Raw genomic sequence first — 25,672 nt, forward strand, 5'->3', positions numbered from 1 at the left:
CATCGTTGCTGCTCTCAGTTCGGGTGTGCCTCGGGTGCTCTTGTGGAGTCCTTCGGTTGTTAGCAACGATAAGCAATCGCCCCCTTGCACCAACAAGGGGTTGACAGTTGCGCTTTGCGTACGCTAGCTGCGTTCTGAGCGCAAACCGCACCAAAAGTCAAGGCTCTGGAGGCTGATCCACAGGCCTTCTACTGTCGCTCGGGTGAGTGCACACACGGAGAGCAAGGCGGCGTCGCTGAAGACGATCCGCACCACCATCCCGGCCCGCATGGACCGGCTGCCCTGGTCGAAGTTCCACTGGCTGGTCGTCGTCGGCCTCGGCACGGTCTGGATCCTGGACGGTCTCGAGGTCACCATCGTCGGCGCCATCGGAAGCCGGCTGACCGAGCCGGACAGCGGCCTCGGTCTCACCACCGCTCAGGTCGGTCTCGCCGCCGCGATCTACGTCGCCGGCGCCTGTACGGGGTCGCTGGTGTTCGGCTACCTCACCGACAGGTTCGGCCGGAAGAAGCTGTTCATCCTCACGCTCGGGCTCTACCTGGTGGCGACGGTGCTCACCGCCTTCTCGTTCACCCCGTGGATGTTCTTCGTGTTCCGGTTCTTCACCGGCGCGGGCATCGGCGGCGAGTACGCGGCCATCAACTCCGCGATCGACGAGCTCATCCCGGCTCGCCGCCGCGGCCTGGTCGACCTCGCCATCAACGGGTCGTACTGGCTCGGGACGGCGTTCGGCGCCATCCTCACCGTGTTCCTGCTCAACACCGCGATCTTCCCGCCGAACATCGGCTGGCGCATCGCGTTCGGCCTCGGGGCGGTGCTCGGTCTCGTCATCCTGCTGGTGCGCCGCAACGTGCCGGAGTCGCCGCGGTGGATGTTCATCCACGGCCGCGACGAGGCGGCCGAGAAGGAGGTCGCCGAGATCGAGGAGGGGGTCGAGAAGGAGACCGGTAAGTCCCTCGACGCCGTGCCGGACGACAAGGCGATCGAGATCCACCAGCGCCGCTCCACCGGCTTCGGGGAGATCTTCCGGGTCGCGCTGTTCCAGTACCCGAAGCGGTTCGTGCTGGGGCTGTCGCTGTTCATCGGCCAGGCGTTCCTGTACAACGCGGTGTTCTTCACATACTCGCTGGTGCTGACCAAGCTCCTGCACGTGCCGGACGACGTGGCGCCGTGGGCGCTGGTCCCGATCGCGATCGGCAACTTCCTCGGCCCGTTCCTCCTCGGGCACCTGTTCGACACCGTCGGCCGCCGCTTCATGATCACGCTGTCGTACGTCGGCAGCGGCGTGCTGCTGGTCGGCACGGCCATCCTGTTCGACATGGGAGCGCTCGACGCGTTCTGGCTGACGGCGTGCTGGATGGTCGTCTTCTTCTTCGCCTCGGCCGGCGCGAGCGCCGCCTACCTGACGGTGAGCGAGATCTTCCCGATGGAGACGCGGGCCATGGCGATCGCGTTCTTCTACGCGGTCGGCACCGGCATCGGCGGCATCATCGGCCCGATCCTCTTCGGAAACCTGATCGAGGGCGGCATCCACTCGGTGGTCATCGGCTACTACATCGGCGCCGGCCTCATGATCGCGGCAGGACTCGTGGAGCTGTTCCTCGGCGTGGACGCGGAGGGCAAGTCCCTGGAGGACATCGCCGCCCCGCTGTCCGCGTCGACCAAGGCGCAGAGTCCGGCGCGCTAGCCCGCCAGCACAGGAAGAACGTCGCGGGTCGCTCGGATCCGCGACGTTTTTCCTGTGCTCGGCGGCTGGGGCGGCTCCGGTCAGCTCGCGCGCTCGACGTCGCGGGGCCCCGCGTCGAGGAGGTCGAGGAGGGCGGCCTCGGGGACGCGGGAGGTGTCGATGACCTCGCCGTTGCGGTAGCGGTCGAAGATGCGCGGGTCGATGTAGCTGTTGCGGGCGATCGCGGGTGTATTGCCGAGGGCCGCCGCGGCCTCGTTGACCGCCGCGCTGATCCGCTTCTTGCGCTGCGCATCGGAGCCGGCCAGCCCGAGGTCGGCGAGCGCCGCCGCCGCGACGATCGTGCCCTTCAGCGTCCGGAAGTCCTTCGCGGTGAACTCGCCGCGCGTCTGCCGCCGGATGTACTCGTTGAGGGACGCCGGGCGGATGGTGTGCCAGGTGCCGTCCTTCCACGACAGCAGGCGCGACCGCTGGCCGCGGAGCGCCTGGATCTGGCGCAGCAGATCCGCCAGGTCCTCGTCGGTGATCGTGCTCGTCCACTTCTGCGCCGACTTCGCCGGGAAGGTGAGCGTGATGTCGTCGCCGTCGATGTCGGCGTGCCGGCACAGCAGCGTCGTGAGGCCGCGGCTGCCGTTGGCGTGCAAGTACTCCTCGCTGCCGATCCGGACGCTGCCCAGATCGATGATCCGGAACGCGGCGGCCAGGATGCGGTCCCGGCCGAAGCCCTCCTCCCGCAGGTCCATGGTCACCTTGCGGCGCGCCGACGGCAGCGTCTCTGCGAGCTGGGCGGCCCGCTCGAACTTCAGGCGGTCCTGGTGGAGGCGCCACGAGTCGTGATACCGGTACTGGCGGCGCCCGGCCTGGTCCGTGCCGACGGCCTGGATGTGGCCGCGCGCGTCGGGCGAGATCCACACGTCCTCCCACGCGGGCGGGAGCACGAGGGATCGGATGCGCTCCAGCTCGTGCTCGTCGACGATGCGGTTGCCCGCCTCGTCCTCGTAGACCGGTCCCTTGTCGGTCATCCTGCGGTGGTAGCCGGGGCCGGACGGGTTGCTGCGCTTCAGCCGCGTCACGCGGGCTTCTTCGCAGACTTCTTGGCGGGGGCCTTCTTCGCGGGAGCCTTCTTGGCGGGTGCCTTCTTGGTGCCGGACGCGGACGTGGACGTCTTGGTCGACCGGCTGCGCTCGACGCTGCGCTGCAGCGCCTCCATCAGGTCGATGACCTCGCCGCCGCCCTTCTTCTCGGTCTCCTCCTCGCCGAAGGTCGCGGCGGTGTCGACGCTGTCACCCTCCTCGAGCTTGGCGTCGATGAGCTTGCGCAGCTCCACCTGGTACTCATCGCTGAACTTCTCCGGCTCGAAGTCGCCGGCGAAGCTCTCCATCAGGGCGCTGGACAACTGCAGCTCGCGGTCGGAGATCCGCGGCGTCTGGTCGAGCGCCGGGAAGTCCGCCTCGCGGATCTCGTCGTGCCAGAGCAGGGTCTGCAGCACGAGCACGTTGCCGCGCACCCGCAGGGCGGCGAGGCGGGTCTTCTGGCGGAGGGCGAACTCCACGATCGCGGTCCGCTCCTCGTCCTCGAGCGTCTTGCGCAGCAGCGCGTACGCCTTGAGCGACTTGGAGTCGGGCTCCAGGTAGTAGCTGCGGTCGAACATGAGCGGGTCGAGCTGGTCGTTCGGCACGAACTCGACCACGTCGATCTCGCGGCTGCGCTCCGAGGGCAGGGAGGCGATGTCCTCCGGGGTGAGGATGACGGTCCGCTCGCCGTCGTCGTACGCCTTCGCGATGTGCTCGTACGGGATGACCTTGCCGTCGATCTCGCAGCGTCGCTGGTAGCGGATCCGGCCGCCGTCCTCGTCGTGCACCTGGTGCAGCGGGACGTCGTGATCCTCGGTTGCGCTGTACACCTTCACCGGGACATTCACGAGTCCGAAGGTGATGGCGCCCGTCCAAATGGCCCTCATGTGCCCATGTTGACCAGAAACCGGGCGGTACTCAAGCCTCTTGCGCGGGATTCTGCCCGGTCACGTCACTATTGCACGCGCGCTGCGTCTTCACAGGTGGGGGCGTCCTGCCCCGCATCAGCACCTCACCAGAAAGACCACAGCATGCGCACCAGCATCATCCGCACCGGCCTTGCCGCCGCCCTCGTCGCCGTCGCGGCGACCGCCTCCCTGTCCGCCTGTTCGGTTCAGGTCGACGACAAGGCCGTCCCGGAGGGCAAGGTCGTCGTCGAGATCGACGGCAAGAAGACGACGTACGACGACGGCCACGCGATCACCGGCACCGGCAAGGCCATCTCCGTCGGGGTGAACAAGTCCACGGCCACCGTCGCCTGCTCGGGAGCCGAACAGCTCACCCTGGTCGGCACCGATGGCGCGATCACCGTCAGCGGCACCTGCGGCGACGTCTCGGCTACCGGCGCCAGCCAGAAGGTCGTGCTGAAGGACGCGAAGGAGCTCAGCGTCCTCGGTGCCGACAACACCATCACGGCCGGAGCGCTCGACGCGCTCAAGGTCACGGGTGCCGGCAACAAGATCACCTACGTCTCGTCCGACAGCGAGCCGGAACTCCTGGGCGCGAACAACGACGTGACGAAGAAGTAGCAGACCGAGTCCGGCGTCCTTCCTCTCGACGGAGGGGCGCCGGGCGTACGGTGTGGCTATGGCCGCGCCGGACACCGAGGTCGTCGACATCGACGGCCACCGCCTCAAGCTGACCAACCTCGACAAGGTGATGTACCCCGCCACCGGCACCACCAAGGCGGACATCTTCGGGTACTACAGCGCGGTCGCCGATGCGATGATCCCGCACGTCCGGGACCGCATCGCCACGCGCAAGCGGTGGGTGCACGGCGTCGGGACCCCCGACGACCCGGGCCAGGTCTTCTTCCAGAAGGACCTCGACGACCGCTCGACGCCCGACTGGGTGCGCGAGGCGACCATCCAGCACTCCTCCGGGCCTAAGACGTATCCGCTCGTCAACGACCGGGCCACCCTGATCTGGCTCGCGCAGATCGCGTCGCTCGAGATCCACGTGCCGCAGTGGCGGGTGGATCGGGACGGCGAGCGCACCAACCCCGACCGGCTGGTGCTCGACCTCGACCCCGGAGAGGGCGTCACCCTCGCCGACTGCGCGGAGGTCGCCCGGCTGGCGCGCGTCATCCTCACCGACATGGGGCTGGAGCCGTTCCCCGTGACCTCCGGTTCGAAGGGCATCCACCTGTACGCCGCGCTCGACGGGTCGCAGACCAGCGACCAGGTCTCCGCCGTCGCGCACGAGCTGGCCCGGGTGCTCGAGTCCGACCATCCGGACCTCGTGGTCAGCGACATGAAGAAGTCGCTGCGCGCGGGCAAGGTGCTGGTCGACTGGAGCCAGAACAACGGGTCGAAGACGACCATCGCGCCGTACTCGCTCCGCGGCCGCTTCGAGCCGACAGTGGCGGCGCCGCGGACGTGGCGGGAGCTCGCCTCCAAAGATCTACGTCACCTCGACTACCAGGAAGTGATGCAGCGGGTGAAGCGCCGCGGCGACCTGCTGGCGGATCTCGACGCCGCACACTCCGGCGCGCGGGCGACCGAGCCCGACCGGCTGTCCACGTACCGCTCGATGCGCGACGCCGCGAAGACGCCGGAACCGGTGCCCGAAAACCGGCCGGAGGCGCGCGAGGGACGCTCGTTCGTCATCCAGGAGCACCATGCGCGCCGGCTGCACTGGGACTTCCGCTTGGAGAACGACGGTGTGCTGGTCAGCTGGGCGCTGCCGAAGGGCACGCCGACCGACCCGAAGCAGAACCACCTCGCCGTGCACACCGAGGACCACCCGCTGGAGTACGGCGGCTTCGCCGGCGACATCCCCCACGGCGAGTACGGCGCCGGGCACGTCGACATCTGGGACCACGGCGACTACGAGCTCGAGAAGTGGCGCGACGACGAGGTGATCGCCACGCTGCACGGCCAGCCGGATGGAGGCCTCGGCGGGGTGCCGCAGAAGTTCGCGCTCATCCGCACCAAGCAAGGCGGCGACGAGAAGAACTGGCTGATCCACCGGATGAAGGTGGACGGCGAGGAGGAGTTGGCGGCGCCCCGCACGCCGCGCGAGCCCGGGCCGCCGATCACCGACACACCGGTCTCCCCCATGCTCGCCACCCTCGGTTCGGCGGCGGACATCTCGGACGAGGACGAGTGGGCGTTCGAGATGAAGTGGGACGGCATCCGCGCGGTCGCGGAGGTACGCGACGGGAGGCTGCGCCTGACGACGCGCAACGGCAATGACGTGACCGTCACCTATCCCGACCTCGCCGGCCTGGTCGACCTCGCCGGCGACCACGACCTCGTGCTCGACGGCGAGATCGTGACGCTCAACGCCCAGGGCCGGCCCGACTTCGGGCTGCTGCAGACGCGGATGGGGCTGACGCGGCCGGCGGACGTGCAGTCCGCGCTGAAGCGCGCACCGGCGCACTACATGGTGTTCGACGTGCTCGAGGTCGACGGCACGAAGCACACGCGGGACCCGTACGACGAGCGGCGATCGCTGCTGTCGGAGGTGCTGCGGCCCGGCCGCGGCGATGTGGTCCAGGTGCCGCCCGCGTTCGACGGCGACCTGGCGCACGCGGTCGCGTCCAGCAAGGAGCTCGGGCTCGAAGGCGTGATGGCGAAGCGACGGGACAGCACCTACGCCACCGGCCGGCGATCGCGGTCCTGGATCAAGATCAAGCACCACCTCACCCAGGAGGTCGTCATCGCCGGGTGGACGCCCGGCAACGGACGCCGCGCGAACACCATCGGCGCCCTCCTCCTCGGCATCCCGGACGGGGACGGCCTGCAGTACGTCGGCAAGGTCGGCACCGGGTTCAGCGACCGTGCGCTCGACGACCTCAGCGCGAAGCTCGGCAAGCTGGAGCGGAAGACCCGGACGATGGAGGGCGTGCCCTCAGCGGACGCGCGCGGCGCGCACTGGGTGCGGCCGGACCTCGTCGGCGAGGTCGAGTTCGCCGAGTGGACGGGCCCCGGCAGGCTGCGGCAGCCGTCCTGGCGCGGCCTGCGCCCCGACAAGCGGCCGGACCAGGTCGTCCGCGAATCCTGACGCCGCTCGGCCTACGGTGTCGGCGCGAGCGCGTCGTACCGGCGGAACGAGCCCTGGATGCGCACGATCGTCGCGACGAGCACCACGATCAGCAGGCCGCCGAGGAGCGGCGGGAACCAGAGCGCGCCGGTCAGCGCCAGCAGACCGACGTAGAGGTCGCCGAGCCGCGGACCGCCGGTGACCACCACGGTGAAGACGCCCTGCAGGCGCCCGCGCATCACATCCGGCGCCGAGGCCTGCAGGATCGTCATGCGGAAGATGGAGCTCACGTTGTCGGCCGCGCCGGATGCGGCGAGCAGCAGGGTCGCGATCAGCAGCGCGGGCAGGTTGGCCTGAGCGAGCGAGGCACCGCCTTCGGCCGTCCCGGTAAGGGCGACGACAGCGAGCACGATACCGAACCCGAGGATGCTCGCGCCGTAGACGATGATCGCCCGCTCCACCGCGCGGCCCTGCCAGCGGACGCTCCCGAGCCGTCCGGAGAAGACGCTCGACGCGAGCGTGCCGACCGCGCCCGCCGCGGTGAGGATGCCCACGCTGATGGGTCCGCCGCCGATGAGCAGCGCGCCGACGGCCGGGAAGAGCGCGCGGGGCTGGCCGAAGGTCATCGCGATGACGTCGAGCACGAAGGTCATGCTGAGGTTCGGCGCGGTGCGCAGGAACCGCAGCCCCTCGAGCACGGAGGCGAGTCCGGCACCGGTCCGCTCCCCTCCGGCACGATCGCGGGCAGCGTGAAGATGCCGAGGAACGCCGCGGTGAAGAGCACCGCATCCACGGTGTACGTCCACGGGATGCCGACGGTCGCGACCAGCAGGCCCGCGAGCGCAGGGCCGACCGTGACCATGACGCCCATGCTGATGCCGCCGAGCGCGCTGGCCGCCGGGAGCAGCCTGACGGGCAGCAGGCGCGGCGTGATGGCCTGGCGCGTCGCGCCGATCATCACGCCGGCAACCGCGTTGATCGTCGTGAGGATGTAGAGCGGCCAGACCACCGGGACACCGGTCCAGGCGAGCAGCGCGAGCGCTGCCGTCGACATCCAGGCGACGATCGCCGTCACCAGCGCGACCTTCCGGCGGTCGAACGCGTCGGCGAGGACGCCGCCGTACAGCCCGAAGACGATCATCGGCACGAGGGCGAACAGCGCCACCAGCGAGACCGCGAGCGTCGAGTGGGTCAGGTCGAAGATGTGGAGGCCGACCGCGACCACGGTCATCTGCGTGCCGATGCCCGAGATCGCGCCGCCCAGCCAGAGGCGCGCGAACGCCGGCGATTCGCGCAGCGGCGAGAGGTCGACGAAATGCCGGCGCCGTGGATGCTGCTGCGCGGTTTCGCCCGCGGGCACGCCGGCGTCGAGCGGCGCCGTGGGGTCGGTCTGCGCGGCGGGATCGGCGGTGCGGCCGGCCGGCTCCCCGCTCAGAACCGCGGCTGCTTGCTGAGGCGGACCGCGGCGGTGGACACCACCACGCCCCACAGCATGATCGTGACGGTGATCGCCTGGAGCAGCACCTGGAAGAACGGGGCGAAGGGGGTGACCGAGACCCAGAGCCAGAGGATGGCGCCGATGAGCGTGATCACGTAGCTGAACGTGCGGCGGGCGTACAGCGCGTTGAGCGAGACGATGGTCGCCGCGACGGTCACCTGGAAGAGCGGGAGGAAGTCGTCCGCGTTACCGGTCCACGTGTACACCAGGCTGATGACGCCGATCACCAGCGACACCAGCACCACGACCGTGGCCAGGAGGTTGCCGAGCGCGCTCGGGAGGACCGTGCTCAGGCTGCGGACGAGCGTGCCGCGCTCGTCGGAGTCGACGACCTCGCGCGCGTGCTCGTTGGGCTGGGAGATGACGTGCGTGCTCACGTCGTCGATCCTACCGCCCGCCGTCCCGGCGCGGAGCACGGCCGGCGTAGATTGCGGGTATGGCCACTTCTCGCCGCCGCCACGCCCGCCTGCCGTTCCCCGACCGCGCCGAGAGGGTGGACGAGGCCGTTGCGCGCCGGATCAACGCGCGCACCACGGGTCCCGCTGTCGACGGCTTCTGGCGCGCGCTCACCCGGTTCGCCAACCACGGCAAGCTGTGGTTCGTCGCCGCGTTCGTCCTGGTGGCGCTCGGCCGTCCCCGTGCGGCCGTACGGGGACTCACCTCGCTGGGCCTGGCGAGCCTGGTCGCCAACATCGTGGGAAAGCGGCTGGTCGGCGGCGACCGCCCGGCGCTCACCTCCATCCCGATCGCGCGCCGCTTGGACCGCTCCCCCACGTCACCGTCGTTCCCGTCCGGCCACACGGCGAGCGCCGCGGCCTTCGCTACCGGCGCCGGGCTCGAGTGGCCCGCCGCCGGTGCGGTCCTCGCCCCTGTCGCCGCGGGGGTCGGCTACTCGCGGCTGCACACCGGCGCGCACTGGTTCTCGGATGTCGCGGGCGGTGCGGCGATCGGCGTCGGCGCCGCCCTCGCCGTCAAGGCGGCCGCCGGGCTGGCCCGCCCGGTCGTCGACCGTCGGGACCCGCCGACCGCCGAGACGGTGGAGCTGCCCGCTACGTCGACCGGCGCGGGCGTGTTCATTGTCGTGAACCCCGGTTCCGGTCGGGGACTCGGCCGTCCTGCGCCTGGCCCGCTGCTGCACTCGGCTCTGCCGGAGGCGGAGGTGCACGAGCTCTCCGAGCACGAGGACGTGTCGCAGGTGATCGCCGACCGGCTCGCCGCCGCCGACGCGCCGCGCGCCCTCGGCGTCTGGGGCGGCGACGGGACGGTCGCGACCGTGGCCGACGCCGCTCGCTCCGCTGACCTCCCGCTCCTCGTCCTCCCGGGCGGCACCTTCAATCACTTCGCGCGCGCGGTTCTCGTCGACTCCGTGGACCAGGCGCTCGCGGCGCTGGCCGACGGCTGCGGCCGCGAGGTCGACGTCGCCGAGCTGGAGTTCGGCGACGGATCCACACGCACGGTCCTCAACACCGCATCCGTCGGCCTCTATCCGGCGTTCGTGGAGGAGCGGGAGCGCCACGAGAAGGTTCTCGGCAAGCCGATCGCCGCCCTGATCGCGGCGATCCGGACGGTGCGCCGCAGCGAGCCCCTGAAGGTGGAGATCGACGGACGGAGCCGCCGGGTGTGGTCCGTGTTCGTCGGCGTCGACCGGTACTACCCGCCGTCGGTCGCGCCGATCGAGCGCCGCCGGCTGGACGACCACCTGCTCGACGTGCGCATCCTGTTCGCGAACGGGAAGCCCCGGACGCGCGGCGCCGTCGCCCTGGCGTTCGGCGGCCGCACGGATGCGCTGGCCGCCCGCCTGCCCATGCTGCAGGGCCCTCCTGCCCTCGAGGCCAGGACCGTCGAGGCGATCGAGATCGCGGCAGACGGCGACGACCCCGGCTACGCCCACGACGGCGAGGCGTCGACCAGCACACCTGGCGACCCGAAGCGCCTGCGTCTGCGCGTCGTGCCGAGGGGCCTGCGCGTCTATTCGCCGAGGGAGTGAGCCGGCTCGCTCAGGCGGGCACCCGCGCCGGCAGCGGCGCGGGCGCTGCAGGCCCCACGTACCGCGACGAGGGCCGCAGGATCTTCCCGTCGGCGGCCTGCTCCAGGATGTGCGCGGTCCAGCCGACCACGCGCGCCGCGGCGAACGTCGGCGTGAACATCTCGCGCGGGATTCCGCAGAGCTCCATGACCACGCCCGCGTAGAACTCCACGTTCGTGTGCAGCTCGCGTCCCGGCTTCAGCTCGGCGAGCAGTTCCTGGACGCGACGCTCCACCTGCACGGCGAAGTCGACCCGCGGGCCGCCGAAGCCCTGGGCGAACTCGCGCAGCATCCGGGAGCGCGGATCCTCGGTGCGGTAGACCGCGTGCCCGAAACCCATGACCCGGCCGCCCTCAGCGAGCGTGCGGTGCACCCACTCGTCCGTGCGGTCGGGCGTGCCGATCTCGTCGAGCGTGTCGAGCGCACGGCTCGGCGCGCCGCCGTGCAGCGGACCGGAGAGGGCGCCGAGGGCCCCGCCGACGGCGGAGGCGAGATCCGCTCCCGTCGACGCGATGACCCGCGCGGTGAACGTGGACGCGTTGAAGCCGTGGTCGATCGCCGCGGTCATGTACGCGCTCAGGGCGCGTTCCTCCTGCTGCGTCGGGACGCGACCGGTGACGAGGTACAGGTAACCCGCGACGTGGCCGAGGCCGTCGCGGGGAGCGAGCGGTTCCCGGCCGGCGGCGAGCGCGTGGAGCGAGGCCAGGAGCACGGGGGTGACGGCCGCGGTGCGGATCGCATCGCGCATCCGCTCGTCGGGGCCCTCGTCGTAGAGCGGCCGGGCGCGGTCGGCGGCGGCGACCGCGGCGAGCGCCATCCGGAGCCCTGCGAGCGCGTCACCGTCCGCGGTCAGGCGCGCGATGGCCGGGAGCAGGGCTCGCACCTCGTCCGGGATGGTGCGGGAGGCGGCGATCCGTCCTTGGAAGGCACCCAGCTCGGCCGCGTCCGGCAGGGCGCCGAACAGCAGCAGGTACCAGGCCTCTTCGAACGTCCGCTCGCGAGCGAGGTCAACGGCCGAGTACTGCCGGTAGTGGTAGAAGCCCTCGTGGCCGCGCACGTCGCCGAGTTGGGTGCGCGCCGCCACCACGTTCGTGAGTCCACGCGGGACGTCGATGAGGGTGTCGTCCATCCTGTCCATACCGGTATGGTGAACTGGATTTACACCAACGTCAACGTTGATCGGATCAACATGGATGCGCTCCCCCGCCTCACCGCCGAACAGACCGCCGAACGCCTCGGCGTCAAGCTGGAGACCCTGTACGCGTACGTCGCACGCGGACGCCTGCAGCGGCAGCGGACCGTCGACGGCTCGACGTTCGACCCGCTCGACGTCGAGCGCTTCGCCGCGAGCCGGCGGCGGCGGCCGGCGACGCCCGGCCACTCCGAGGGACGGCCGCTCATGGTGATCGAGACGCGGTTCGCGCTCATCGAGGACGGCGAGCTGTTCTACCGGGGCCGGCCCGTGTCCGAGCTCGCCGCCGAACCGTTCGAGACGGTCGCACGCTGGGCGCTGACCGGCCGATGGGACGCGGCGGCGCGGTTCTCGCCCGGCGCCGGACTGGAGGCTGCGCGGGCTGCGTCGGCGGCCCTACCCGCGTCGGCGGGCGACCGCGACCGGCAGCTGGTGGCCGTCGCGGCGCTTGCGGCGGCGGATCCGCTGCGGGCGTCGCTCGACCCCGACATCGTCGCGAGCGCGGCCGAGCGGCTGGTGGCGGGAATGGTGGAGGTGCTTCCGGAGCGCGGTGCGGGGCCGGGTGGAGACTCCATCGCCGACCGACTCCACCGCCGTCTCGTTGAGGCTGAGCCGATCGCGTCCGACACCGCGCTTCTCGACGCCGCCCTGGTGCTCCTCCTCGACCACGACATCGCGATCTCGACGCTGGCCGCTCGCGCCGCCGCCTCGGCCCGCGCCACGCCCTACGGCGTCGTCGTCGCCGGGCTCGGCGCTCTCGACTCGCCGCTGCACGGGAATGCCAGCCGCGCCGCCCACCGCCTGCTTGCGCGGGTGGTCACCGGGGAGGAGGCCGCACGCGCGGTCGCGGACACCGTGCTCACCGCGCATGGACCCGTCCCCGGCTTCGGGCAGCCCCTATACCCGGAGGGCGACCCGCGGGCGCGCATCCTGCTCGGCAGGCTCGCCGCCGATCCACGGCACGCCCGCGTCGCTGACGCCGTGGACGCGGTGACCGCCGTGATGCGGGACCGCACCGGCGCGCATCCCAACGTCGACCTCGCGCTCGGCGCGCTCACGGTCGCGTGCGGCATGCGCGACGACGCCGGCGAAGTGCTGTTCGCGACCGCGCGCACGGTCGGCTGGCTGGTGCACGCTCTCGACGAGTACGCCCAGCCGCCGCTGCGGCTGCGCCCCGTCGGCCGCTACGTCGGCGACTGAGCCGCACGCGCCTACTCGTCCCAACACGCCGTTACGCCTCCGCCCATAACGGCGAGTCGGGCCCAGTCGTTCATCGATGGGACGCAACACGCCGTCATGCGCGGCGCATGACGGCGTGTTGCGTCCCCTGGATCGGGCGTCAGCGGCGCAGGGCCTTGCGCGCCAGCCAGTTGCCGAGGAACTGCGCGGCCTGCACCAGGATCACGATGGTGATGACCGCGATCCACGTGACGGCCCAGTTGTAGCGCTGATAGCCGTACGAGATCGCGAAATCGCCCAGGCCGCCGCCGCCGATGCTGCCCGCGATCGCGGACAGGTCGACGATCGCGACGAAGATGAACGTGTAGCCCAGGATGAGCGGGCCCAGCGCCTCGGGGATCAGGAGGGTCGTGATGATCCGCCACGGGCTCGACCCCATCGCGCGCGCCGCCTCGATGACGCCCGGCTCGATGGTGACGAGGTTCTGCTCCACGATCCGCGAGATGCCGAACGTCGCCGCGATCGTCATCGGGAAGATCGCCGCCGGAGTACCGAGGAACGTCCCGAGCACCAGCTGCGTCAGCGGCGCGATCGCGGTCATGAAGATGATGAACGGGATGGGGCGGATGAAGTTCACGACGACGTTGAGGACGGTGAACAGCCCGCGGTTCTCCAGCAGCCCGCCGCGGCGCGTCGTGTAGAGCAGCACGCCGAGCGCGAGGCCCAGGATGCCGCCGAGCACGAGCGTCGCGACGACCATCCACAGGGTCTGGCCGATGGACTGCAGGTACACAGGCCACAGGGTCGACCAGTCGCTCATGCGGCCACCTCCTCGACCTCGGTGACCGTCCGGAGCTCGGCGATCAGCGCATCCACGTTCGCCGGCTCGCCGAGCAGTTCGAGTGTGAGGCTGCCGAACGAACGGCCCTGCAGCGCCGAGATGCCGCCGTAGACGATCTCGAAGCGGACGTCGTGCCGTCCGACCGCATCCGACAGCACCGAGCCGAGCCGGCCGTCGTCGTGGATGCGCGCCGACACGATGCGGCCCGCGTGCTTGCCGCGCAGGCGCTCGATGTCGGCCTCGCCCGGCTGGTTGCGCAGGACGGTGCCGACGAAGCGCTGGGCCGTCGGCGTCTGCGGATCGGAGAACACCTCGAAGACGCTCCCCTGCTCGATCACGTGGCCGGAGTCGAGCACGGCGACGCGGTCGGCGATCGAGCGCACGACCTCCATCTCGTGGGTGATCACGACGATGGTGACGCCGAGCTCGCGGTTGACCCGCTTGAGCAGGGCGAGCACGTCGGAGGTCGTCTCCGGGTCGAGCGCGCTGGTCGCCTCGTCGGCGAGCAGGATGTCCGGGTTCGTCGCGAGCGCGCGGGCGATGCCGACGCGCTGCTTCTGGCCGCCGGAGAGCTGGTCGGGGTAGCTCCACGCCTTGTCGGTCAGGCCGACGAAGGCGAGCAGTTCGGCGACGCGCTGCTTGCGCTTCTCCTTCGGCCAGCCCGCGACCTTCAGCGGGTACGCGACGTTGCCGAAGACCGTCCGCGAGCGGAACAGGTTGAACTGCTGGAAGATCATCCCGATCCCGGCGCGGACGCCGCGCAGCTCCTTCTCCTTCAGCGTGGTGAGATCGCGTCCCTCGACGATCACCGAACCCGAGGTCGGATGCTCGAGCGCGTTGATGAGCCGCACCAGCGTGCTCTTGCCCGCACCCGAGTAGCCGATGATGCCGAAGATCTCGCCGCGCCCGATGGACAGGTCGAGGTCGTCGACGGCGGGAACCGCGGCGGCACCCGAGCCGAAGCTCTTGGTGACGCCGCGGAACTCGATGATCGGTGCTGCGGTGCCCGGTACCGCCACTACTGCGCCGCCTGGATGGTCTTCTTCAGGCCGTCGAGGATGTCGACCAGCTCCGAGGGCTTGCGCTCGACGATGACTGCGGTGTTCTTCGACTCCGCGAGCACCGCGTCCGTCACGGCCTTCGTGTGGTACAGCTCCGCGACCTTGAGGTAGGTCTTGTTGTCCATGTCCTTCTCGCGGGCGACGAAGGCGTTGATGTACGGCTCGGCGGTGCTGGACTTCGGGTCGTCCTGGAACAGGGCCGACTTCGGGTCGATGCCGGCGGTGAGCGCGAAGTTGTTGTTGATGATCGCGCCGTCGGCCGAGCTGAGCGCCGGGGCGGTCTGGGCCGCGTCCACCGGGATGACGGTGACCTTCGAGGCCGAGGCGTCGATGTCGGCCGGGGTCGCGAGGGTGCTGCCGCCGTTCTTCAGCTTCAGGAGACCGGCCTTCTGCAGCACGAGGAGTGCCCGCGCCTGGTTGGTGGCGTCGTTCGGGATGGCGATCTTGCCGCCCTGGGGGATGTCCTCGAGGCTCTTGTGCTTGGTCGAGTAGAGCGGCAGCGGGACGACGAGGGTCGCGCCGATCGGCACCAGGTTCTGCTTCGCCGACACGTCGTAGTTGGCGAGGAACTGCAGGTGCTGGAACAGGTTCAGGTCGAGCTGGCCGTCGGCGAGCGCCGGGTTGGCCTGCGTGTAGTCGCGGAAATTGACGGTCTGGATGTCGATGCCCTGCTTCGCCGCCTCCTTCTTCAGCACGGCCCAGTATGGGGAGGACGCCTCGGTCGTGCCGATCTTCACGGTGACGGTCTTCGCGGTCGCGGCGCCCGATCCGGTCAGGTTCACGACGACCAGCACGACGGCGACGATCACGGCGACGACGGCGATGCCGATGCCGACGAACCAGCCAGTGCGGGAGCGCTTCGGCTTCTCCGGCAGCGCGGGGGTGGGAGGGGTGGCGTCGGACATGGCTGTGCCTCTCGTGAAGGTGGGATGTGATTTCGCCGGCGGACGGTTGGCGGCTATTCGAGCCTCCCCCGCCTCCCGGAATGGGTCAAAACGTCTTTCGAAATGTGACGCTCCGATGTTCGTCGTGCGTTCATGACGCGGCCCTTACCCTCGCGGTGGGCCACGCGTAATGTGAGCCGGGTCGGCGTGCTCCCCGGGACGTGGTTCCGGGACACGCGCGAACACGGGACGGACGGGAGACGGAATGAGCGACATCAACGACGACGACATCACCACCGACGCGGCGGGATCCGGCGAGGGCCCCGCGGACGGCGGCGCGAACGCGGGCGGCCACGACGGCGGAGCCGACGGCTCGGCGGGCGGCTCGGGCGAGGGCCCGGCCGACGGCGGCGCGAACGCGGGCGGCCACGACGGCGGAGCCGACGGCTCCGCGGGCGGCTCGGGCGAGGGCCCGGCCGACGGCGGCGCCAACCCCGGCGGCCACGACGGCGGAGCCGACGGGTCCGCTTGATGACGACGAACAAGCGCGGGCCGGGAGACCGGCCCGCGCTTTCGCGTTGCGTGCCGGTCGACGCGTCCCGCTTCGCGGCTGAGTTCTGGGGCCGGCGCCCGCTGTTCACCCGCGCCACCGACCTCGGCCGGTCTGACCCGGGCGGGTTCGCCGACCTGTTCAGCGTGTACGCGGTGGATGAGCTGGTCTCGTCGCGTGCGCTGCGCACCCCGTTCGTCCGCATGGCGAAGGAGGGCACCGTCCTCCCGCCCGCGCGGTTCACCGGCCCCGGCGGCTTCGGCGCGGAGGTCGGCGACCAGCTCGACTCGGCCAAGGTGCTCGCCGAGTTCGCGAACGGCGCCACGCTCGTCCTGCAGGGCCTGCACCGCACCTGGCCCGCGGTCGCGGAGTTCTCGCGGCGCCTGTCCGCCGAGCTCGGGCATCCCGCGCAGGTCAACGCCTACATCACACCGGCGTCGTCGCGCGGGTTCGACCCGCACTACGACGTACACGACGTGTTCGTGCTTCAGATCGCCGGTGAGAAGCATTGGCGCATCCACGAACCGGTGCACGTCGATCCCCTCCGCGACCAGCCGTGGAGCGACCATCGGGAGGAGGTCGCCGCGCGCGCCGCGGAGGCGCCAGTGATCGACGAGACCTTCCGCCCGGGCGACGCGCTGTACCTGCCGCGGGGCTGGATCCACTCGGCCGAAGCGCTCGGGGGCGTTTCGGTGCACCTGACCATCGGCGTGGCCGCGTACACGCGGGCGGACGTCGTGCGGGAGGCGGTGGCTCGCGTGGCGGACGTCGCCGCGCTGCGCGCGTCGCTCCCGGTCGGCTTCGACCCCGCGGACCCGGCTGCCGTCGCCCCCGTCGTGGAGGACACGGTGGACGCGCTGATCGCCGCGCTTTCGGATCCGTCGGCCCGGCCCGCGATCGCCGCCGCGGTCGCTGAGCGCCTGCTTCTTCGTCAGCGGTCGGACTCGCCGCCCTCCCCGTGCGCCCGCTCGCGACCATCGCGGCGGCGGAGGCGCTGGGTCCGGACACCGTGGTCGTAGCCCGCCCGGGGCTGCGCCCGGACGTGACGGTCGAGGTGGAGACGGTGACCGTGCGGCTGCCCGCCAAGAAGGTGGCGCTGCCGATCGCGGCACGGGATGCCGTCGGGCGGCTGCTCGACGGACGCCCGGTCGCGGTGAGTGAACTCCCGCTGGACGAACGGTCGGCGGTGGTGGTCGCTCGGCGGCTGCTGCGGGAGGGAGTCGTGGTGCTCGCCGGCTCAGACGCCGGTCCCGGTTCCCGCACCGCGGCTCAGCATGGGGACGAGTTCGATTTCGCGGACTCGGCCGGGGTTTCGTCGGACGGCGAACGCAGCGCGACCGCCGACTTCGGGACCGCGACGGCCACGTGAGTGGCGTGCCGCCTAGAGGCGGCGTCCGCGTCCCGGGCGTCGCACCCGGCGGGCTCACCCCGGCGGCGGGCGGCGCGCCCGGCGGGCTCACCCCGGCGGCGGGCGGCGCGCCCGGCGGGCGCACCCCGGCGGCGGGCGGCGCGCCCGGCGGTGGCAGCCACGGGGCGAGCGGTCCGTCCGCCGACAGCACCCCGGCGGTGGGCGTCACGCCCGGCGGTGGCAGCCACGCGGCGAGCAATCCGGCCGCCGACGGATTCCGTGCGACGGGCGTCGCGCCCCGCGAGGGCCACTCCGGCGTGCCGGGTTGGCTGCCGTGCAGCGATCGGGCGATCGAGCGCGGTGACCCGCTGGCCGGGACCGCCGGGTTCGGCGAGCGCTGGCTGCTGGTCGAGATCGAGAGCGGGTGGGGGCGCCACGCGTTCTTCGACTCGGACCTCGACCCCGCGCTCGGGGCGCGGATCGTGGCGCGGGCGGAGGCCGAGGGCATCCGCCCGCTCGCCATCCGGCGCACGCGGTTGCGGGCGCCGCAGCGGCGCGACCAGTCGTCGTGGCGTTGGGCGCTGGTCGACTGCCGCCCAGGACGGGAGTCGGTCCGCTGGGGCCGCGTGGACGACCCCGCCGAGCTGCTGGACGTCCCCTTGGACGGCACCGCCGGCGAACCCAGCGCCGCTCCGATCTACGCCGTGTGCACGCACGCGCGCCACGACCAGTGCTGCGCCGTCCGCGGGCGTCCCGTCGTGGAGACGCTGGCAGCCGCCCATCCCGAGGTCACGTGGGAGTGCTCCCACCTCGGCGGCGACCGGTTCGCCGCCACGATGATCGTCTTCCCGCACGGCCTCCACTACGGACGGGTGACGGCGGAGCGGGCCGAGACGATCGTCGATCGGTACGCCGAGGGACGGGTCGTGCCCGACCTGCTCCGCGGCCGCACCGCGCTGACGACGGTCGCGCAGGCCGCGGAGGCGTTCGCCCGCGATGACACCGGCGACGACCGGATCGGCGCCTTCCGCGTGCTTTCGGAGCGGCCCCACCCCCACGGCTGGACCGTGGAGCTGGAGCACAACGGGGACCGGCTGACGGTCGAGGTGGGCGAGCGTCTGTCGGAGCCGATGCTCAGCACCTGCGCCGCCACGCTCGCCCACCCGGTCCGCGAGTTCGTCCCGGTGTCGGTTGCCCGGCGCTAGCCGTTATCGGCCCGCGTGGCGGTCAGGCGTTCTGCGCGGCGGGCGCGGTCTGCAGGATGCGGACCATGTTGCCCGACGGGTCGCGGAACGCGCAGTCGCGCGGGCCCCACGGCTGGTCGATCGGTTCCTGCAGGACCTCGGCGCCCGACGAGCGGACGCGCTCGAACGCGGTGTCGAGGTCGTCGGTGCGGAAGACGATCGGGCTCATGGAGCCTTTGACGACGAGTTCCTGGAGGGCGTCGCCGTCGGCCTGCGAACGGCCGGCGTGCGGGTCGCTGAGGACCACGGCGGCGTTGTCGTCGCCGGCCACGCCGAGCGTGATCCAGCGGTGGTCGCCGGACTGGACGTCCTGGATGACGTCGAGCCCGAGCGCGTCGCGGTAGAAGGCGAGGGATTCCTCGGGGTCGAGGACGGTGATCTGCGAGTACTGGAGTGAAACGGTCATGAGTCGACTCTAGGAAGCGGCATCCGGCTGCGCTTCTCCAAAACTGCTCTCTGTGGAGAAGCCGTCGGCGGGCGCTGTTGTGGACGGTTTCAGCCGCGGACGCGGACCGGACGTGTACGCTCCCGGGCGACGCAATCGGGCATCGCACGCACCGCCTCGTGCTCGCGCGCGCGGTACTCGGTCGGCGTCATCCCGACCACCTCGGTGAACTTGGAGCTGAACGAGCCGAGCGACGTACAGCCGACCGTCATGCACGCGTCGGTGACGCTCATTCCGCCCCGCAGCAGCGCCATCGCCCGCTCGATCCTGCGGGTCATCAGGTAGCTGTACGGCGTCTCGCCATAGGCGGCCCGGAAGCGGCGCGAGAAGTGCGCCGGCGACATGTAGGCGCGCGCGGCCATCGTCGGGACGTCGAGCGGCTTGGCGTAGTCGCGGTCGATCAGGTCCCGTGCGCGGCGCAGGTGCGCGAGCGTCTGCAGCTCCTCCGGTGACACGGGATGAGAGTAGCACCGGGCGCCCCGGTGTCGGCCAGTGGGCCGCTCACCGAGGCCCGCTCACGGAGGCCCGCTCACCCGACCGGCAGCGCCGCGGTCTCGTCCACCTCCTCGACGAGCCGGATGAATGCGCTCAGCTCCCCCACGCTGCCGGGCGTCGTGGGCAGGAACTCCGTCAACTCCGGCGAGTGCACCAGGTAGGCCGCCCACTTCGCTCGCGAGATGGCGACGTTGAGTCGGTTCTTCATGAGCAGGAACGACATCCCGCGCGGCACGTCGGCCGCGGAGGACGCCGCAAGGCTCATGATCGCGATCGCCGCCTCCTGGCCCTGGAACTTGTCGACGGTCCCCACCCTCACGCCGCGGTAGCCCGCTGCGTCGAGCAGCGCCCGCACCTCGGCGAGCTGCGCGTTGTACGGCGTGACGACGATGACGTCGTCCTCGCCCAGCGGTTCGTCGTCGCGGCCCGCGCCGGGGTCGCTCCAGGACCGGCCGAGCACGTCGCGGACGATGTCGACCACCGCCTCGGCCTCCTCGGGAGACGCGGTCGAGTTGCCGACGTGCAGCACCGGGACCGGATGCACGCCCGGCACCACCCCGCTCAACTCGCGGTCGGAGGCGCACGGGTGCGCCCGCAGCTTGCCCTCGTAGGACAGCCGCGACACGGACGCCGCCAGCGCCGGATGCATGCGTCGCGTCTCGGCGAGGAAGTAGCCGAGCTCGGGCGGGAGGACGTCGTGCCCGGCGCTCACCCAGCCCAGCGCCGAGCCGTCGACCGGTTCGGGGTGACGACCCTGGCTCACCTGCGGCAGCTGCTGCGGGTCGCCGAGCAGCAGGAGGTTCTTCGCCGCGACACCGACGGCCACCGTGGAGGCGAGCGAGAACTGCCCGGCCTCGTCGACGACGAGCAGGTCGAGGCTTCCGCGCGGAACGCGGGCCGCGTTGGCGAAATCCCACGCCGTCCCGCCCAGCACGAAGCCGCGGCCCTCGTTGACGCCCGCGAACTCGAGGTGACCGTTGGCCGGCAGCGGGGTGAAGCGGTGCGCGGACTCGCCCTCGCCCGACTCGGCGTCGTCGCCGCGAGCACCGCCGCTCGGCACCTTGCCCACGGCGGCGGCATCGAGCCCCGCGTCGACGACGCGATCGAGCAGATTCTCGACGACGGCGTGCGACTGCGCGACGACGCCGACCCTCCAGCCGTGCTCGGCCACCAGCCGTGCGATCACATGCGCGCCGAGGTACGACTTGCCCGTGCCAGGAGGCCCCTGCACGGCGAGATACGAGCGGTCGAGGTCGAGCAGGCTCGCCACCACGGCGTCGATGCGGCCATCGCCATCGCCGGGTTGCCCGGCATCCCCGTCGAGTGTGGGGTCGGGCACCAGCCGTCCGGAACGCGCCCGCGGCGGCGTGCGCCGAAGCAGATCGATCGTGGCGTCCACCGGCCAGGTGTCGTGGTGCCGGGCGATGAGCAGCGCCGTGCCCCACTCCCGGATCGCTTCGGCGAGCCGTCGGGAGTCCGGCGGCGCGGCCGGTGTGAGGGCGCTCGGGAGGTCGCGGTACGGCGGAACCTCGGGCGGAAGGGTCTCGCGCACGACGATCGACCCGTCGGGCAGGGCCTCGATGACCGCGACCGTCCGCGCGGCACGTGCGCCGGGCTGCGCCCGCGGCTGCCGGAACGGCCCCGGGTACTCGTACAGGAGGTACGGACCGCTGCGCTCGCTCACCCGGACCGCGCTGCCCGGCCCCCATTGCCCGCTGAGCAGCAGTTCGCGCCGTTCGACCTTCTGCCCTTCGTCGATGTACCAGTCGCGCAGCACCACGGCCGTCTCGACCACCAGAACGTCGCGGGTCTCGGCCCACTCCTCGATCGGCTGGATCAGCCGCGCGAAGTGCGACTGCCAGAAGCTCTTCTGCTCGCGCCGATGGAAGTCGATCGCCGCGGCGGCGAGCGCCATCGCTTCGCGGTCGCTCGACCGATGCGGATCGAGCGGATCGCCGGCGAAGGCCAGCAGCCCGGCGCGCAGCGGCGACTCATCGGGCGCGACCTCGGACTCCTCCGCCGGCGCCGCTCCGACCGGGATGCCGTTCTCGGCCGCACGGGCGAGCAGCCAGTCGCGCAGGCGCAGGGTCGAGACGCAGTCGTACCGGTTGTACTCGCCGATGTCGTCGAGCAGCGGCTGGGCCTCGTCGAGGCGGCCGAGCGCGATCAGGTCGCGCGCGTTGGCGTACTCGGTGATCGAGTCGGCGCCGTTCGTCACGTCGCTCTCACGCAGCTCGTCGCCCATGTACAGCGGTTCGAGCTTCTTGATGGAGTAGGACCGCGATCCGACGCGGACCGCCTTGCGGACCAGCGGGTACAGGTCGACCATCACGTTGTCGCGGAGCAGGCCGTCGACCTCCTCCTCGCCGACGCCGTGCCGTGCCGCCAGCGCGAGCAGGTGGGTCTGCTCGTACGCCGCGTAGTGGTAGATGTGCATGCCCGGGTACTGTCGCCGCCGGTCGCGTACGAACGCGAGGAACGCCTCCAGCGCCACCCGCTCCGCGGCGAAGTCGTGCGCCCAGAAGGCGGTGAACTGTTCTTCCTGGTCGACGAGGCCGAACAGGTAGTCGAGATTCCAGCGCTCCCCCGCGCCCTCGGTGTAGAGCGGGTCGCCCTCGAAGTCGAAGAAGATGTCGCCGGGGTCGGGATGCGGCAGCACCGCGAGCACGGGCGCATTGAACACCCGGACAGGCGGCGGCGACCCGGGCTCGGCCTGCAGCTGCAGACGCGCCTGCTCCCGCAGCCCGTCGAGCGTGCCCTCGGGGATGCCGTCCACCGGTCCGCTGGACGCCGCCAGCGCGTCGATCGTGCCGAGTCCGGCCGCGAGCAGGTGCTCGCGCTGCGTCACCCGCATGCCGGCGACCAGCAGCACGTCGCGGGTCGCCTGCACCTCGGCGTCGCATGTGTCGCAGCGTCCGTCGACGGTGAACCGCGGATCGCCCCACGCGACCGGGCCGGCGTCGGCCACGTGCTCGGCGATGATGGTCAGCAGCCGCGCCCGCCGCTTGCGGTAGACCGGTTCGATGTCGGTGAGAGAGTGCTCGCTGACCGACCCGTCGCCGAGCAGCAGCTCGACCGTGTCGTCGACCTCGACGCCCATCCGCCGCAGCTGCTCCGCATAGGCGGCGAGCTGCAGCAGCGCGGTCACTCGCGCGCTGCGGGCGAGCTTGGAGTCCTGCACCCGGTAACGCCCGTCGGGCAGGCGCACCACGAAGTCGGCGAAGCCGACGAAAGCGCCGTCGAAGAACGTCGCCTGGAACACCACCTCGGCACCGGCGGCGAACGCCTCAGACGTCAGCCGCACGGCCTCGGCCAGCGAATCCGCCGTCAGCTGCGGTGGCCGCTCGATCTCGACGACTCCGGCCCCGAACTTCTCGCGGTAGCGCTCGAGGATGCGGTGCTCCTGCTCGTCGCCCATGCGCGACGAGCGCACGTACATGGGGTCCTCGATCTCCTCGGTCTTCTCGAGGCGACCGAGCTTGACGTCGACCGTGCGCAGGAACGCGAACTCGCACTTGGACGCCTCGGTGAGGTCGCTGGCGCTCGTGACGATGACCCCGTCCAGCAGGAACACGGCGACCTCCTCTCATCCGGCTGATCGACCCGGTACCCCGAGGCTATCGGCGACCACCGACATGCCGGCGAGCTCCGCTGAACCGGTGGATAACCCTCCGCACCGCCCGCCTGTGGACGGTTTCAGCGGCTCACTTGGCCTTGGCCGCGGCCTTCATGGCGCGCTTGTGCTCGCGCACCTTCGTCAGCGAGTCGGCGTCGACGATGTCGGCGACCGAGCGGTACCCCGGCGTCCCGTAGTCACCCGCGGCCTTCTCCCAGCCCGGAGCTGCGAGGCCCTTCTGCTTGCCGAGCAGCGCGAGGAAGATCTTCGCCTTCTGCTCGCCGAAACCGGGCAACGCCTTCAACCTTTGCAGCACCTCCGCGCCGTCCGGGTCGCCCTGCGTCCAGATCGCGGCGGTGTCGCCTCCCCAGTCCGAGACGATGGCGGCGGCGAGCGCCTGCACACGTCCCGCCATGGAGCCGGGGAACCGGTGGACAGCCGGCGGCTGCTTCATGACCGCTGCCAGCTCGTCCGGGTCCATCGCGGCGATGCTCTGCGGGTCGAGCGCGCCGAGCCGGTCGCGCAGCTTCGCGGGACCGCTGAACGCGGTCTCCATCGGGATCTGCTGGTCGAGCAGCATCCCGGTCAGCAGGGCGAACGGGGACTCGTCGAGCAGGGCGTCCGCAGCGGGGTCGCCGGTGATGGAGAGTGGCATGCCCTCAGCCTGCCACCAGCAGTAGGACGCCCGCCACCGCGGACAGCGCCGCGAGCAGCAGCGCGATGCCCAGCAGCACTGCGTGCACGACGAGGAACGGGGTCGCCCGGCCGGCCGCATCCCGCGCCCGCTGGTCGTTCCGCACCCGGGCGAAGAAGCGCGGCCAGGCGAAGATGTTGAAGACGGCGTTGAGGAACAGCACGATGGCGGCGAAGACGGTCATGGTTCCTCCAGCCTAGGCGGGGACGAGGCGGGCTCAGTCCTGCGACGCCGCGAGCTGCACGCGGAGCGAGTCGACACGCGTCGCGATCACGTCGTCGGCGGCCCAGCGCTGCGCGAGGCGGGCGAGGATGGCGTCCAGTTCCTCCCGGGTCAGCCCCGCGGCGAGGGCGAGGCGCACGACCAGCTCCTCGCCCGCCAACCGGCTCTGCGGGTCGCCGGAGAGGAGCGCGATGTCGTGCACGCCGAGCTCGGATGCGATGGAGGCGCGGAACGCCTCGCCGACGTCGGGGTCCCGGTCGCTGGGCAGCCACGGCGTCCCCTGGGCGACGGCCCACACGGCAGGCCGACGGAGCACGAACTCGGTCTCGGAGGTCGGGTCGAGCACGATGAGCTCCGTCCCCTCCGAGGCCGCGGCGAGGGCGGCGCGGCGGCCGTCCGCCGGGACCGGGCGGGCGGCGGGGTTCCACGTCGTCATGGCGGTGACCGAGCTGAAGACGGGCTGCACGGTCCTGCCGTCGGGACCCGCGACGGTGACGATCGACAGCTCCTGCGTCTTGTCCACACGAAGACCGGCGTCGCTCTCGCCCTCGTCGCCCAGCTCGGCCACCAGCGGGATCAGAAGGCGCGAGGAGCGCAGCGCGTCGACGACCGCCTCGGCCCCGACCTCTCCCGCGCGGAACGCGGCCAGCGCGCCGAGCAGCGCGGGTGGTGCGGAGCCGTCGTCGTCGCCGAAGGGGTTGTCGTCGAACTCGCGGCCCTCCCAGGGCTGGCCTGCGGAGTCGGCGAGGGAGGCGGCGAAGCCCACGAGCCGGGCCGCACCCTCCTCGGACGGCCCGGTGCGAGCCGGCCGACCGTCAGCGGGCCGGCCGCCGGTCGACCCGTCGCCCGCGCCTTCGGCGTCCGCGTCAGCGTCCCGCGACATCCAGCGCCTCGGGCAGCGTGAACGCGCCCGCGTAGAGCGCTTTGCCGACGATCGCGCCCTCGAGGCCCAGCGGGACGAGCTCGCGCAGCGCGGCGATGTCGTCGAGGTTCGAGATGCCTCCGGACGCGACCACGGGACGCTCGGTGCGGTCGAGCACCTGGCGCAGGAGGTCGAGGTTGGGGCCGCGGAGCGTGCCGTCCTTGGTCACGTCCGTGACGACGTACCGCGCGCAGCCGGCGTCCTCCAGGCGGTCCAGCACCTCCCACAGGTCGCCGCCCTCGCGGGTCCAGCCGCGAGCGGCGAGCGTCGTGCCGCGCACATCCAAGCCCACAGCGATCGCCTCGCCGTACTGGCTGATCGCGTGGGCGGCCCACTCGGGGTTCTCCAGCGCGGCCGTGCCGAGGTTGACACGGGAGGCGCCCGCCTCGAGCGCCTGCTCCAGCGACTCGTCGTCGCGGATGCCGCCGGACAGCTCGATGCTGACGCCCTTCACCTGGTGGATGACGCGCTTCAGGAGGGAGCGGTTCTCACCGCGGCCGAACGCGGCGTCGAGGTCGACCAGGTGGATCCACTCGGCGCCCGCCTCCGCCCACTCGGCCGCTGCGTCCACCGGGTCGCCGTAGCTGGTCTCGCTGCCGGCCTCGCCCTGCGTCAGGCGCACCGCCTGGCCGTCGGCGACGTCCACGGCGGGAAGGAGGACGAGGCGGGGCGTGGTGAGAAAGTCGGTCATCGTTTCCTTACGTTCTTCCG

General features: G+C 71.6%; 23 protein-coding genes and 1 pseudogene. 9 read left to right on the forward strand and 15 right to left on the reverse strand.

All coding sequences use genetic code 11. The features are described from left to right. The first annotated feature begins 268 nt into the window (after window positions 1-268). Window positions 269-1,687, forward strand: coding sequence for an MFS transporter (locus ACRAWB_RS18870; protein ID WP_431354815.1), 1,419 nt, complete (start codon window positions 269-271; stop codon window positions 1,685-1,687). An 80-nt stretch (window positions 1,688-1,767) separates the two neighbouring features. On the opposite strand, the gene ACRAWB_RS18875 is transcribed toward ACRAWB_RS18870, so the two are convergent. Both ACRAWB_RS18875 and ACRAWB_RS18880 read right to left on the reverse strand, forming a co-directional pair. After that, window positions 1,768-2,757: a DNA topoisomerase IB gene (locus ACRAWB_RS18875; RefSeq protein WP_431354748.1), complete on the reverse strand. Its 990-nt coding sequence runs from the start codon at window positions 2,755-2,757 to the stop codon at window positions 1,768-1,770. Continuing rightward, entirely contained in the window at window positions 2,754-3,644 is an 891-nt protein-coding gene (locus tag ACRAWB_RS18880) for a Ku protein (RefSeq protein ID WP_431354749.1), read from the reverse strand. The genes ACRAWB_RS18875 and ACRAWB_RS18880 overlap by 4 nt, the downstream gene beginning before the upstream one ends. 144 nt (window positions 3,645-3,788) lie before the next feature. Between ACRAWB_RS18880 and ACRAWB_RS18885 the strand changes: the two genes are divergently transcribed. Both ACRAWB_RS18885 and ACRAWB_RS18890 read left to right on the forward strand, forming a co-directional pair. Next, window positions 3,789-4,286 (forward strand): DUF3060 domain-containing protein, encoded by a 498-nt coding sequence (locus ACRAWB_RS18885; protein WP_431354750.1) that lies wholly within the window; start codon window positions 3,789-3,791, stop codon window positions 4,284-4,286. A gap of 58 nt (window positions 4,287-4,344) precedes the next feature. Continuing rightward, complete coding sequence (locus ACRAWB_RS18890) at window positions 4,345-6,765, forward strand: ATP-dependent DNA ligase (protein ID WP_431354751.1); 2,421 nt, start codon at window positions 4,345-4,347, stop codon at window positions 6,763-6,765. 11 nt (window positions 6,766-6,776) lie between these two features. Here the strand turns inward: ACRAWB_RS18890 and ACRAWB_RS18895 are convergent. Together ACRAWB_RS18895 and ACRAWB_RS18900 are read right to left on the reverse strand one after the other, a co-directional pair. Then, window positions 6,777-8,104 (reverse strand): annotated as a pseudogene (locus tag ACRAWB_RS18895) (MFS transporter). 71 nt (window positions 8,105-8,175) lie between these two features. Continuing rightward, complete coding sequence (locus ACRAWB_RS18900) at window positions 8,176-8,619, reverse strand: hypothetical protein (RefSeq protein ID WP_431354752.1); 444 nt, start codon at window positions 8,617-8,619, stop codon at window positions 8,176-8,178. 59 nt (window positions 8,620-8,678) lie between these two features. Between ACRAWB_RS18900 and ACRAWB_RS18905 the strand changes: the two genes are divergently transcribed. Next, window positions 8,679-10,229 carry a bifunctional phosphatase PAP2/diacylglycerol kinase family protein gene (locus tag ACRAWB_RS18905; protein ID WP_431354753.1) on the forward strand — a complete coding sequence of 517 codons (1,551 nt, stop codon included), beginning with the start codon at window positions 8,679-8,681 and terminating at the stop codon, window positions 10,227-10,229. A gap of 10 nt (window positions 10,230-10,239) precedes the next feature. Here ACRAWB_RS18905 and ACRAWB_RS18910 read toward each other — a convergent pair whose 3' ends face one another. Beyond that, window positions 10,240-11,406, reverse strand: a complete 1,167-nt coding sequence (locus ACRAWB_RS18910; RefSeq protein WP_431354754.1) for a citrate/2-methylcitrate synthase — start codon at window positions 11,404-11,406, stop codon at window positions 10,240-10,242. Window positions 11,407-11,412: 6 nt separating this feature from the next. Between ACRAWB_RS18910 and ACRAWB_RS18915 the strand changes: the two genes are divergently transcribed. Then, window positions 11,413-12,660, forward strand: a complete 1,248-nt coding sequence (locus ACRAWB_RS18915) for a citrate synthase (RefSeq protein WP_431354755.1) — start codon at window positions 11,413-11,415, stop codon at window positions 12,658-12,660. A 139-nt stretch (window positions 12,661-12,799) separates the two neighbouring features. On the opposite strand, the gene ACRAWB_RS18920 is transcribed toward ACRAWB_RS18915, so the two are convergent. From ACRAWB_RS18920 to ACRAWB_RS18930, 3 genes are read right to left on the reverse strand one after another with little or no spacing between them, the layout of a single operon-like run. Beyond that, window positions 12,800-13,459 (reverse strand): methionine ABC transporter permease, encoded by a 660-nt coding sequence (locus tag ACRAWB_RS18920; RefSeq protein WP_431354756.1) that lies wholly within the window; start codon window positions 13,457-13,459, stop codon window positions 12,800-12,802. Further along, window positions 13,456-14,499 carry a methionine ABC transporter ATP-binding protein gene (locus ACRAWB_RS18925; RefSeq protein WP_431354757.1) on the reverse strand — a complete coding sequence of 348 codons (1,044 nt, stop codon included), beginning with the start codon at window positions 14,497-14,499 and terminating at the stop codon, window positions 13,456-13,458. The genes ACRAWB_RS18920 and ACRAWB_RS18925 overlap by 4 nt, the downstream gene beginning before the upstream one ends. After that, entirely contained in the window at window positions 14,499-15,446 is a 948-nt protein-coding gene (locus ACRAWB_RS18930; RefSeq protein ID WP_431354758.1) for a MetQ/NlpA family ABC transporter substrate-binding protein, read from the reverse strand. The genes ACRAWB_RS18925 and ACRAWB_RS18930 overlap by 1 nt, the downstream gene beginning before the upstream one ends. A 244-nt stretch (window positions 15,447-15,690) precedes the next feature. On the opposite strand from ACRAWB_RS18930, the gene ACRAWB_RS18935 reads away from it, so the two are divergent. From ACRAWB_RS18935 to ACRAWB_RS18950, 4 genes are read left to right on the forward strand one after another with little or no spacing between them, the layout of a single operon-like run. Further along, window positions 15,691-15,957 (forward strand): BatC protein, encoded by a 267-nt coding sequence (locus ACRAWB_RS18935; RefSeq protein WP_363804812.1) that lies wholly within the window; start codon window positions 15,691-15,693, stop codon window positions 15,955-15,957. Further along, window positions 15,957-16,994 carry a cupin domain-containing protein gene (locus ACRAWB_RS18940; RefSeq protein WP_431354759.1) on the forward strand — a complete coding sequence of 346 codons (1,038 nt, stop codon included), beginning with the start codon at window positions 15,957-15,959 and terminating at the stop codon, window positions 16,992-16,994. The genes ACRAWB_RS18935 and ACRAWB_RS18940 overlap by 1 nt, the downstream gene beginning before the upstream one ends. Continuing rightward, entirely contained in the window at window positions 16,934-17,344 is a 411-nt protein-coding gene (locus ACRAWB_RS18945) for a hypothetical protein (protein WP_431354760.1), read from the forward strand. The genes ACRAWB_RS18940 and ACRAWB_RS18945 overlap by 61 nt, the downstream gene beginning before the upstream one ends. A gap of 5 nt (window positions 17,345-17,349) precedes the next feature. Beyond that, complete coding sequence (locus ACRAWB_RS18950) at window positions 17,350-18,528, forward strand: sucrase ferredoxin (RefSeq protein WP_431354761.1); 1,179 nt, start codon at window positions 17,350-17,352, stop codon at window positions 18,526-18,528. A 22-nt stretch (window positions 18,529-18,550) separates the two neighbouring features. Here ACRAWB_RS18950 and ACRAWB_RS18955 read toward each other — a convergent pair whose 3' ends face one another. The 7 genes from ACRAWB_RS18955 to priA all read right to left on the reverse strand — a co-directional run bounded on the left by ACRAWB_RS18955 (window position 18,551) and on the right by priA (window position 25,652). Next, a complete protein-coding gene (locus tag ACRAWB_RS18955) occupies window positions 18,551-18,973 on the reverse strand; it encodes a VOC family protein (RefSeq protein ID WP_363804816.1) in 423 nt (140 codons plus the stop codon). Window positions 18,974-19,062: 89 nt separating this feature from the next. Further along, window positions 19,063-19,467 (reverse strand): helix-turn-helix transcriptional regulator, encoded by a 405-nt coding sequence (locus ACRAWB_RS18960; protein ID WP_431354762.1) that lies wholly within the window; start codon window positions 19,465-19,467, stop codon window positions 19,063-19,065. 74 nt (window positions 19,468-19,541) lie between these two features. After that, on the reverse strand, window positions 19,542-23,081 hold the full coding sequence (locus ACRAWB_RS18965; protein WP_431354763.1) for a TM0106 family RecB-like putative nuclease: 3,540 nt from the start codon (window positions 23,079-23,081) through the stop codon (window positions 19,542-19,544). Between the two features lie 130 nt (window positions 23,082-23,211). After that, the gene (locus tag ACRAWB_RS18970; protein ID WP_431354764.1) at window positions 23,212-23,778 is read right to left on the reverse strand and encodes an HhH-GPD-type base excision DNA repair protein; all 567 of its coding nucleotides are present in this window, start codon (window positions 23,776-23,778) and stop codon (window positions 23,212-23,214) included. Window positions 23,779-23,782: 4 nt separating this feature from the next. Beyond that, entirely contained in the window at window positions 23,783-24,001 is a 219-nt protein-coding gene (locus ACRAWB_RS18975) for an SCO4848 family membrane protein (protein WP_431354765.1), read from the reverse strand. A 33-nt stretch (window positions 24,002-24,034) separates the two neighbouring features. After that, the gene (locus ACRAWB_RS18980) at window positions 24,035-24,922 is read right to left on the reverse strand and encodes an SseB family protein (RefSeq protein WP_431354766.1); all 888 of its coding nucleotides are present in this window, start codon (window positions 24,920-24,922) and stop codon (window positions 24,035-24,037) included. After that, window positions 24,906-25,652: a bifunctional 1-(5-phosphoribosyl)-5-((5-phosphoribosylamino)methylideneamino)imidazole-4-carboxamide isomerase/phosphoribosylanthranilate isomerase PriA gene (priA, locus tag ACRAWB_RS18985; RefSeq protein WP_431354767.1), complete on the reverse strand. Its 747-nt coding sequence runs from the start codon at window positions 25,650-25,652 to the stop codon at window positions 24,906-24,908. Before priA ends, ACRAWB_RS18980 begins: the two co-directional genes overlap by 17 nt. Window positions 25,653-25,672: the final 20 nt, after the last annotated feature.

Source organism: Leifsonia poae (assembly GCF_050632865.1).
Taxonomy (GTDB): Bacteria; Actinomycetota; Actinomycetes; order Actinomycetales; family Microbacteriaceae; genus Leifsonia; species Leifsonia poae_B.